We start from the raw sequence: 9490 nt of genomic DNA on the forward strand, positions 1-9490 counted from the left end.
TATTCGTCCACGAATTTGACTGTTGGTGCGGCTGGACGGGGCTGTACCATACTCTGTGTCTTGGTTCTAGCATTTGTACTCTATTATACTATTGCCAGAGTGACAAAATAGGGATAAGCTTCACAATTCATCAACACTATACTTAAGTCACTAGTTCTTGTTTCCGGCTGTATAAATACCTGGATACCCAAACATTCATACATCTAAATTAAATGTGTGTAAGTGCGATATTATTTTTCCATCTTTTATAAGGAGAGATTATGCCAATCATCTCTCTTAGCTCATTTAAAGGCGGTGCTTCTAAAACAACTTCAGCTATCTGCCTCGCCTCACTATTTTGTGATGATGGGGCAACCTTAGTTATTGATGCCGATCCGAACCGTTCAGCAACCACTTGGGCAAGACCTGGGGGACTACCATTTCAGGTCTGTGGAGAAAAGGAAGCAGCAAAACTAATGCGAACGCAGAAGTTTGAATTTATAATTTTTGACACTCCCGCCCGCCCTAATGATGTGGAAGTTGAGGATCTAGCAAGGGGTTGTGATCTACTTATCGTTCCGACTCCACCTGACCTCTTGGGCATGGACGCAATGGCACTTATGGCTAAATCCTTGCCACCAGATACAAACTGGAAAGTCTTACTTACAATGATTCCGCCGCCGCCTCAAAGGGATGGTGAGGAGGCGATGTCAGCACTCAAAACACAGGGTTATCCTGTTTTCAGCCGTGGGATTCGATTTTACAAAGCTTACAAAGATGCGGTGACTAGTGGAGTTCCTGTTTATAAGGTTCGAGGGGGCAAAGTAGCATGGCGGGATTGGACGGAAATAAAAAACGAAGTAATTCAAGCAATAAAAGGGTGAGCCGATTTAGTGAGGTCTTAGGGGCAGCACAGGAAAATACCCAACTACCTGGATACCCAGAAAATCAGCCATCTGAACAGCTAGATACTCAACTAATCGAAGAATCATTAAGCCAGCCACTTAATGAGGTGAAAAATCAACCACCTGAAAATTTGACAACCCAACTACCTGGATACCCAGAAAGTCAGCTATCTGAACAGCTAGATACTCAACCAACCAAAAAATCCTCAAGCCAGTTATCTGAACAGGTGAAAAGTCAAACATCTGACAACCCAACCGCCCAAGCACCTGGATACCCAAAAAATCAGCTATCTGAACAGCTAAAAACCCAGTTACCTGAAAATTCAACCACCCAACAACCTCAACAGCCAGTAACCCGGTCATCTAAACAGTTAAAGGATAAAGATAAATTAGCCAAGCGTGAGAATCCCGATTATACCCAAACCACTTTTCGCATTCCTAAAAAATTGAGCAGGCAGATCAATCGAGTCCTGATGGACTTGGCAGACGAGGGGGTAGAGGTGGATAGGAGCGACTTGTTAGAAGAATTAGCCAATGCATTTATCCGACTAGCTGATGAAGTTGGTGTAGTAGAGGCGTTAGAAAAAGTCATCCATCTGGGTACCCAGATGGATGAGTAGCTAAGTAAGGCAATCGCATTTAGTCTTACATCACTGGTTAATTAACCTTTTACTGGATGCAGAGAATTGGCTTCTATGTCATCCTAGAAAACGAGAGTTAAAGGAGTGAGTATTTTTGTTGTTAGTATTGACAGGCTTTCCCCTTTTGGTATCTACAGACTTTTCTCCAAAATTTAAATCTCTACACACTAATATTTTTGGAGATAATCAATGTCAATTTATGTAGGCAACCTCTCTTACGAAGTTAAGGAAGATGATATTAAGGGTGTTTTTGCTGAATATGGTACTGTAAAGCGTGTTCAACTACCTACTGACCGCGAAACAGGACAACTACGCGGTTTCGGATTTGTAGAAATGGGAACAGATGCAGAAGAAGCAGCTGCCATTGAGGGTCTTGATGGTGCTGAGTGGATGGGTCGTGACCTGAAAGTGAATAAGGCTAAACCCAGAGAAGACAGAGGTTCGTCTGGTGGGAACCGGGGAGGGTACGGTGGGGGCGGTGGACGTAACCGCTACTAAGCTTTGAAAGCTGAAAGAAAGAGAGAGCGAATTTTCAGGTCAGACATAGAGTCTGCCTTTTTTACACTTTAGTTAACTGGGCGGCTTACCACTATCAGCCATTAAATAAGCCAATTTAGCAGGAGAGATAATGACCCAAATAATAGTGGGTGACAATGAACACATTGAGTCAGCCTTACGTCGATTTAAGCGAGAAGTTTCCAAGGCTGGAATTTTTCCAGATATGAGGAAGCATCGTCACTTTGAAACGCCTATTGAAAAACGCAAGCGTAAAGAAATTGCCAAGCACAGGCAGGGTAAAAGACATTTCCGCACTTAATGAATGACATAGATATTAATCAATGCCCTCATAAAATCTCTGAGGGCTTTTTTTGTGACAACTCTCACCGCTTGCGGTTAGCGGTGAGAGTTGCCATAAGCTTGATCGTTTGTAGAGAATCAGAAGCAATGGCATTTTGTGGGTCAAACTTGAGTGCTTGTTGCCAAGATGTGATCGCTTCTCTCCATTCTCCTTGCAATGCCGATAATTTCCCAGCCAAGGCATGGAAGTCTGCATTGCTGTAATACAAAGTTAGAGCTTGATTGTTGTGCGTTGCTGCTTCTGGATAACGCCCTTTTGACAATAAATGCAGTGCTTGTCTGTGATACCAGATGGCTTGGTCGTGTAGACGGAACAAGTCAGACAAGTCTACTTTGCAGCGTCTGCAAGTTGGGGAGGAAGAAGCAGTGCTGAGTAAGGGAGATGAAGAAGATGAGGCAGATATGGTAGCAGTTTCTTCCTTGTAATCATTATTGTGCTGCTCAATCCCGACTCTGCTCCCCTTTGTTGGACGATAAACTGCACCACAGACAGGACATTTCATGACTTATCACTCTGACTCATTGGAAATTGCATAGTAAAGAAAATCTGAGAGTTCTTCTTCTAACTGGGGTAGTTCTGGACTATTGTTAGCGATCGCATTTTCAATCTGGCCTAATAAGTCTTGTAATTCAAGAGCTTGTTCAGAGTCTACCGTAAGAAGTGCTTGCCCCGCGCGGTCTAAAAGTGCTGCCAATTCTGGAGCGATTTCTACAGACTCGATTGAATCTTCTGCGGAGATTTCAATTGTTTCATCACTGTCAAACAATGCATCTAAATCTGCCCTTGCTTGCTTCAATTCATGGCTAGAAAGTTTCTGGATGCCTGCATTATTTACTACTAGCATTCCTTGTTGTCCTTTGCCTTTCTCAGTAGTGGTGACAGTGAGAATGCCATTCAGGTCAAAGTCAAAGTGAACCTCGACTTCAATACCTCCTGCTGGTTTGGGTGGTAAGTTCTCCACTCTAAAGGAACCTAGAGGAACATTTTCTTCAGCAACCGTATTTTCTCCCTGAAAAACTTCAATTTCTACCACTTCTTGTTCATCAAACACGGTGGAATAAACATGGGAGCGAGAAACGGGAACAACGCTGTTGCGGGGAATAATCACACTAAAGTAACCTGGCATAATACCCATTGGTGTAGGCACAGCCGCAGCAATGCCCAGAGAATGAGGAATCACATCTACAAGAATGGCATCCACTGATTCACCTACCAGCACCCCAGCTTGTAAAGCTGCTCCTAATGCTACACAAAGGTCTGGTTGAATGCCATCGGTGGGGTTTTGTCCCAGATGCTCTTGGATCATTTGTTGTACTAAAGGAATGCGTGTAGAACCACCAACTAAAATAATCCGGTCAATCTCATTGGGTTCCAGGCTGGCATCTGTTAGGGCGCGGTCAATTGCCTCTAGGGTTTCTGCCAAGAGTGGGCGAATCAATTTTTCAAAATCTGCTCGTGCTACTTCTGTCTCCAGATGTAGTGCAGTCTTGCCTTTACTACCTAAAAAGGCTTCCCGGACTGTAGCAAAAGCATGGGGACTCAGGTCAATTTTTAACTGCTCTGCTGCTCTCAGGAGACGCGCCTGGGTAGCTGCATCATCTGGGACATCGACACCATGCTGTTTGCGGAATAAATCCGCCAGATACAGTTGTAAAAGTCTGTCGAAATCGTCTCCACCCAAGCGATTATTACCATGACTAGCTAGTACTTCTGTTACTTCGCCTGTAATTTCAACTACCGACACGTCAAAAGTACCACCTCCCAAGTCATAAACTACAACTCGTTCTGTCTCTTCGGAGCGTAAATCATAAGCTAAAGCCGCCGCCGTTGGTTCGTTGATAATTTGCAGTACCTCCAAACCAGCTATCTCGCCAGCAGTTTTAGTTGCCTGCCGTTGAGCGTCCGTAAAGTAGGCTGGAACCGTAATCACTGCTTGGGTAATTGTTTCTCCTAAAGCATTTTCAGCCCGTTGTTTCAGAGCGCGGAGAATAATAGCGGAAACTTCATGAGGTAAGTATTCTTTATCTCCGAAAGTGGTTTTGTGGTCAGTTCCCATCCAGCGCTTAATTGACTTCACAGTGCGTTCAGGAGCCGCAGCATACTGACGGAGTGCTTCGCGTCCCACTAGCAGTTTACCTGTATCGCTAAACCCCACACAGGAAGGTAAAATCAGGTCGCCATCTTCTCCTGGTAATACCCGCACTTGTCCGTTTTCGATGATCGCCACTTCGGAATTTGTTGTGCCTAAGTCAATACCAACTGCTTTCATAAAATTCGATTAAAAGTAAACTGCACTAATTTCCCCAGTCCAAGCGTCCCTAATCAAGAGTCCCTTGTGCCGCTACAATCACCTGTGCTTCCCTCAGAATGCGTTCGCCCCATAAATAACCCCGTACTACTTCCTGAATTACGGTATTGTCTGTAATATCTGTTCTAGACTCACGTCCCACAGCATACATTGTCTGGGAATCAAAAGGTTTTCCCATAGATGTAATCGGAACAACACGCCGTTGTCGTAGTAACTCTAAAAGAGATCGCCTAATTAACTCCACACCTTGTTGATTGCTGGTTAAAATTTCACTTAAATCTGATGATGTTAGTGATTTTTCAGACACTATTGACTGAGATTCCTTGCCAGTGAACCACTGTCCTAGTTTCTCCCAGAAGCTTTTCTGTGTTGCTGGTTTTGGTTTTGAGGTAGCAGATAATGCTTCTATTTCCTCTTGCCAGTAAGTACAAGCCTGATCTAAAGCATCCAGGATACCCAGTAAATCTTTTAGCAGTTTCTCCTGCTGCTGCTCAAATTGTCCCCATGCCTGTTTTTGGCTTTCTTCCAGACGTATTTGCAACTGTTCTTTATCTGCGCGAGTTACTTCCAATGCTTGCACAAAAGCATCTTGAGTAGAACGCAATAATTTACCCTGTTGCTTAACTTCATGGCGCAGGGCAGTCCATTCTGCCACCATTTGATAGGGGTCAAAGGAATTAGCAGATTCTGGTGGTTCACCCAGATATTCAGGGATTGGTTGTTCTGAGTGTAAATAATCTAGAAGTTTGGCAAATAAAGCTTCTTTGTTATTAGTCATTTGTCATTTGTCAATAGTTAGCGGACATTAGAAAAATCAGTAAATAACAATTACGAATTACGTAAAGCCTGCGGCATAGCTTTGCTTAGAGCGTAGCCCATTACGAATTATTTAAAATGTGGCACGAATTAAATCATCCAGGCTAACTTCTAGTTGAGCAAGCGCTTTTTCTCGCACCTGTTTTAATATCTCTGGGTTCAGTTCTGCTTCTAGTGGACGAAATTTTAAGAAATCCTCATGCTGAGTTGTTTCTCCTTTGCGAATTGCCTCGTAAGCTCCTCGAATTTTCTTAAACTCTTCTGGATAAGTATGAGCGGGAAATTCCCGCAGTTTGGCATGATAGGCCCCTTTAATTTCGGCGGCAGTAGCTCCTGGAGAAATACCTAAGCGTTCGTAGTGGTCAGTCATCAAATAATTCCAAATTAAAAATTTACTATTTATTGTTCGTCACTATTAAGTACAACCTACTAAAAACTAACTTCTAAAACAATTCCTGAAAACCACCTTTTCTTCTACCCTTTCGTTTCTTACGTGTAGGCGGTAAATTTCCAAAGATCAAGTCTAAGTCTGGCTCTTCTTCCTGATCATCTTCATCGAAGTTAGGCATACTGTTTAACATCTTTTGCTTGAGTTCTGGAAGCATCCGTTCAAACTCAGCTTTGGGCATTTTGTTGCCAAGTAATTTTTGAAGCATCCCTGATAAGAAGTCATCAATATTTGACATATCCAGGTTGTCAAATTCCTCTGGGTCTGGCATTATGCTAGTCGTTTCTTGAGCAGAGAGAAAAGCCTGTTCTTCCCGAAATGCTTGTAATGCTTTGGCATCTTGTAAGCGACGGGCTAATTCAAATCCCTGTTGCTTTAATTGTTCATAGTTTGGGTGGTCAACATGGTAAGTAGTGGCTCTAGCTAATAGTAATAAAGGATTCTGAGGTTCCCGACGCAGTGCTGACTCCAGCACAGGTACAAGGGTTGTAATCTCACCAAAACGGCGCACTTGAAGTTGAATATTTGCCAGAGCATTTCCTGGCTGTGGCATGGTGTCGAGGTAGGTACGTAGAGGAACTTCTAGTTTTTGGGGACTACTTTCTTTGACAGCTAAGACAACTAGATGAGCAACTCTAGCTTCTGGGTGTTCTGTTGATAAGTTGAATAATTTTTGTAGATACTGACTTGTTAAAGCGGCGATGCCTTTTTCACGTTTGGCGAAGAGGTGGATAGAAAGAGCGATCGCCTGCAATACAGGAATTTGTTCTTGACCAGATAATTTTTTCAGGAGAGTGTCCCATGCTTCGACTGCTACTTTTTGCTGTAATGAAACTCGACCGCCGGAATTAGGCGGACTTTGCACTGCATTCACGAATATCTGACAAGCACGGATAGCAGGATCTTTTTTATCTTTTGTCTGCACCAGACGGCTAAAGAAGGGATAACTTAACGTAGATAGAGCATCTACCCAAGGCAATATTTCCACTTCAGTTTCAATGCTCAGGTCACCAAAGTGTTTGCCAAATTTACGCCGAGCTTCATTACGGGCAAGTTTATCTCCTACTTCCTCCCAACATTGCAGCAAAATACCGTAAACTTCGTCATACCGACATCCACCTTCTAATGCTTGGGTAAGCAGTGAGATCGCTTCAGTATAATTTTCCTCCATTGCCGCAACTAGTCCCTTACGTCCCAGGAGCTCTGGCGATGTGGGACAGATGCGTTCTGCTTGTTGCAAAGCTCCTAAAGCGGCGCGTGAGCGACCTGTTGCCATGTAAGCATCTGCCATCCAGCAGTGCAGATGTGCTTGGGTCGGTTTCAATCGTTGTGAAGGCCATTCTTGAGGTTTTTGTTTTGCTTCCTGCTCTAACCACTTCAATAAACGGGTCAACAGACGTGGGCGTTCTTGATCGGAATCATTAGCATCCAAAACTTCTAAGAGATTGATTGCCAACTGGGGGTTAAAGGGTTGCTCTGTCAACAAAAGCTGCCAAAATAGTTCAGCACAGTTTAATTGTCCTTGATTCAGTGCTTGTTGTCCGGCTAGGGTAAACAGCAGTGGACGGAGACTTTCTATTTTTAGAAAGCGTGTGGAACGCCGCTCTATCTTCAACAGCAGATGTGCGGCCTCATGGTGATCGCCTTGGTCAATCAGTTGCAGCATTCGCAACGCCGTTAATGCCTCTTGGGTAATTTTATCTACTGTTTTTTGCGGATTCCTAGATTGTAGAAGTTGTTGTCCCGTTTTTCCTTGCTGAAAAGTCGCCAATCGCTTTAAAATTGGATGCTCTAAATACTTTGGTTCGCCATAGTTCATCAAGTCGGATGACCTTCCAGATGATTTCAACCCCAAAATATTAGCGGCAGCATCCCAATGACCGCTGACTTGTTGAGTGTAAACAATCCAAGCTATTGGCGAGTCTCCATCGGTGATGGCTTGCTTAATTTTCTGAAAAGATGTCAAAGCTGCTTCTGGTTGACCTTTTTTTAGCGCCAGAACACCTCGTACCCAGTGGAGTTGGGCAGCACTAAAGCGTTTGGATTGTTCGTTAATTAACTGCTCAACTGTGGCGGTATCTCCTTTGAGTAACAGGAGTTTTAGGTAACAGATGCTGTACTCTTTCGATAGAGTGCCTACCTCAAAAGCATTTCTGAGCAAATTCAGCGCCGCATCTAATTGCTTCAACTCCAGCAAACATCTAGCTTGCCAATAATGAACTTCTCCAACCAAACCAAATTCTAGAGCGCGGACAAAGGATTTTTCTGCCTGTTTAAAATCTTGTTTTTGGAATTCTTGCTGACCCCGTAGCAACCAAATCTCTGATTCTTTGGGAGTGAATTCAATATCAGGATGCAAGCGCTGATTTTTTTTGATTTCTTCCAATGCCTGCCGATATTTTTTCTGCTTTAGTAATTCTTGCAGTTGCATCTGGAAAGAGTTTTCAGCAACTTTTGTCCCTGTGTTAGAGACGTGTTGTTGTGAGCGCTGTTTGGATTGATGTTTAGCCACTGGGCTTTCTTCCTAATTGTTTTTATTATTTTCACCCTCATAGTTAAGGGCGGCTCCAACTACTCTCTTAATTTCAATATTAGTGGCCCGGGGAGCAGAAATTTTACAAGCCTCTGTAACGTTTTCCTCTGAATGCTGTTCTCCTCGGTCAAGCCGCCAATTATCACCATCTTTAGATGGTACTGCCACACATCTATTAACTTGCGCCAGCTTCAGCCGCCGCTATATCTGGTTTTACCTCCTTCGCTTTCTTTTCAAAAAGCTGAATTCCGGCATCAATAATTTCAAACCCGTTCTCCGTTCGTTGACCAAGCTTGCCCGATACAGCCCCAGCCCAGTCTGCGAATTCCGAGGCGCTAGTTTCAGCCTTCCGCCAGCTTTTAGCATTAACTTGAGCGGTGAAGACTATGCCGTTCTGATCAGTCAACTCGATTGCAACTTTCTTGTTCTCGGCTGGTGTAGCTGTTGGCAGTGAGCCGCTAAATTTTATTGTTACCTCGCTTTTGGCTTCCATACCTTACCTCTGGCTCATCATCAATTTCATTTTCTTCGCTCTTGATTTTATCAGGGCTTCAGAAAAACTTCGCATACTAAACATTATTTAACTCAAAAGGTATTTATAAGGTATTTACAAGGATTTTTCTTAAAAAGGCAAATATAAGGTTTGTCAATGGCATCTCAATGGTAAATACAAGGATTTATTTGCACCTTCAACATTGAAAATCACCGTTTTTTACAAAATACTTCTTCTTTGTCAAAAATAAGGTAATGCAATGGCATCTCCAAGGTATTTACAAGGTAAACATAAGGTAAATCTAAGGATTTCGACCCCAAAAACCTCCTAAACCTCCCTGATTTCTCCGCCAAAAATTCCTGACTAAAACTTACGCACAGTACGCCAAAATTGGCGGCCAGTTTTTTTGAGCCAAAACTGAAAAAGAAAAAAATAGCCATCAAAAAATACTACTGAATAACTACACAATAACGACAAAAGCCACCTCAGAGTTCACCCCTCTTTTCAC

General features: G+C 43.2%; 11 protein-coding genes. 4 read left to right on the top strand and 7 right to left on the bottom strand.

Annotated features, from left to right (window positions below):
- Positions 1 to 260 precede the first annotated feature (260 nt).
- The 4 genes from H6G97_RS38390 to rpsU all read left to right on the top strand — a co-directional run bounded on the left by H6G97_RS38390 (position 261) and on the right by rpsU (position 2342).
- Entirely contained in the window at positions 261 to 863 is a 603-nt protein-coding gene (locus H6G97_RS38390; protein WP_190945916.1) for a ParA family protein, read from the top strand.
- The gene (locus H6G97_RS38395) at positions 860 to 1504 is read left to right on the top strand and encodes a hypothetical protein (RefSeq protein ID WP_190945917.1); all 645 of its coding nucleotides are present in this window, start codon (positions 860 to 862) and stop codon (positions 1502 to 1504) included. The genes H6G97_RS38390 and H6G97_RS38395 overlap by 4 nt, the downstream gene beginning before the upstream one ends.
- Before the next feature lie 210 nt (positions 1505 to 1714).
- Entirely contained in the window at positions 1715 to 2023 is a 309-nt protein-coding gene (locus H6G97_RS38400) for an RNA recognition motif domain-containing protein (RefSeq protein WP_185582817.1), read from the top strand.
- A 130-nt stretch (positions 2024 to 2153) separates the two neighbouring features.
- A complete protein-coding gene (rpsU, locus tag H6G97_RS38405; protein ID WP_185582816.1) occupies positions 2154 to 2342 on the top strand; it encodes a 30S ribosomal protein S21 in 189 nt (62 codons plus the stop codon).
- 64 nt (positions 2343 to 2406) lie between these two features.
- Here the strand turns inward: rpsU and H6G97_RS38410 are convergent, their stop codons facing one another.
- The 7 genes from H6G97_RS38410 to H6G97_RS38440 form a co-directional block, all read right to left on the bottom strand.
- The gene (locus tag H6G97_RS38410; protein ID WP_190945918.1) at positions 2407 to 2886 is read right to left on the bottom strand and encodes a tetratricopeptide repeat protein; all 480 of its coding nucleotides are present in this window, start codon (positions 2884 to 2886) and stop codon (positions 2407 to 2409) included.
- Between the two features lie 6 nt (positions 2887 to 2892).
- The gene (locus H6G97_RS38415; RefSeq protein WP_190945919.1) at positions 2893 to 4653 is read right to left on the bottom strand and encodes an Hsp70 family protein; all 1761 of its coding nucleotides are present in this window, start codon (positions 4651 to 4653) and stop codon (positions 2893 to 2895) included.
- Positions 4654 to 4702: 49 nt separating this feature from the next.
- Positions 4703 to 5470 carry a nucleotide exchange factor GrpE gene (locus H6G97_RS38420; protein ID WP_190945920.1) on the bottom strand — a complete coding sequence of 256 codons (768 nt, stop codon included), beginning with the start codon at positions 5468 to 5470 and terminating at the stop codon, positions 4703 to 4705.
- 111 nt (positions 5471 to 5581) lie between these two features.
- Positions 5582 to 5878: a DnaJ domain-containing protein gene (locus tag H6G97_RS38425; RefSeq protein WP_190945921.1), complete on the bottom strand. Its 297-nt coding sequence runs from the start codon at positions 5876 to 5878 to the stop codon at positions 5582 to 5584.
- 73 nt (positions 5879 to 5951) lie between these two features.
- Positions 5952 to 8468 (bottom strand): tetratricopeptide repeat protein, encoded by a 2517-nt coding sequence (locus H6G97_RS55625; protein ID WP_190945922.1) that lies wholly within the window; start codon positions 8466 to 8468, stop codon positions 5952 to 5954.
- Between the two features lie 12 nt (positions 8469 to 8480).
- Positions 8481 to 8657, bottom strand: coding sequence for a hypothetical protein (locus H6G97_RS38435; protein WP_190945923.1), 177 nt, complete (start codon positions 8655 to 8657; stop codon positions 8481 to 8483).
- A 7-nt stretch (positions 8658 to 8664) separates the two neighbouring features.
- A complete protein-coding gene (locus H6G97_RS38440) occupies positions 8665 to 8982 on the bottom strand; it encodes a hypothetical protein (RefSeq protein ID WP_190945924.1) in 318 nt (105 codons plus the stop codon).
- Positions 8983 to 9490: the final 508 nt, after the last annotated feature.

The organism is Nostoc flagelliforme FACHB-838, from assembly GCF_014698065.1.
Taxonomy (GTDB): domain Bacteria; phylum Cyanobacteriota; class Cyanobacteriia; order Cyanobacteriales; family Nostocaceae; genus Nostoc; species Nostoc flagelliforme_B.

What these genes read in the sequence shown, in the direction of transcription:
- H6G97_RS38390 (WP_190945916.1), top strand. Translation starts at nt 261, where the DNA reads ATGCCAATCATCTCTCTTAGCTCATTTAAAGGCGGTGCTTCTAAAACA.
- H6G97_RS38400 (WP_185582817.1), top strand. Translation starts at nt 1,715, where the DNA reads ATGTCAATTTATGTAGGCAACCTCTCTTACGAAGTTAAGGAAGATGAT.
- rpsU (WP_185582816.1), top strand. Translation starts at nt 2,154, where the DNA reads ATGACCCAAATAATAGTGGGTGACAATGAACACATTGAGTCAGCCTTA.
- H6G97_RS38410 (WP_190945918.1), bottom strand. Translation starts at nt 2,886, where the DNA reads ATGAAATGTCCTGTCTGTGGTGCAGTTTATCGTCCAACAAAGGGGAGC.
- H6G97_RS38415 (WP_190945919.1), bottom strand. Translation starts at nt 4,653, where the DNA reads ATGAAAGCAGTTGGTATTGACTTAGGCACAACAAATTCCGAAGTGGCG.
- H6G97_RS38420 (WP_190945920.1), bottom strand. Translation starts at nt 5,470, where the DNA reads ATGACTAATAACAAAGAAGCTTTATTTGCCAAACTTCTAGATTATTTA.
- H6G97_RS38425 (WP_190945921.1), bottom strand. Translation starts at nt 5,878, where the DNA reads ATGACTGACCACTACGAACGCTTAGGTATTTCTCCAGGAGCTACTGCC.
- H6G97_RS38440 (WP_190945924.1), bottom strand. Translation starts at nt 8,982, where the DNA reads ATGGAAGCCAAAAGCGAGGTAACAATAAAATTTAGCGGCTCACTGCCA.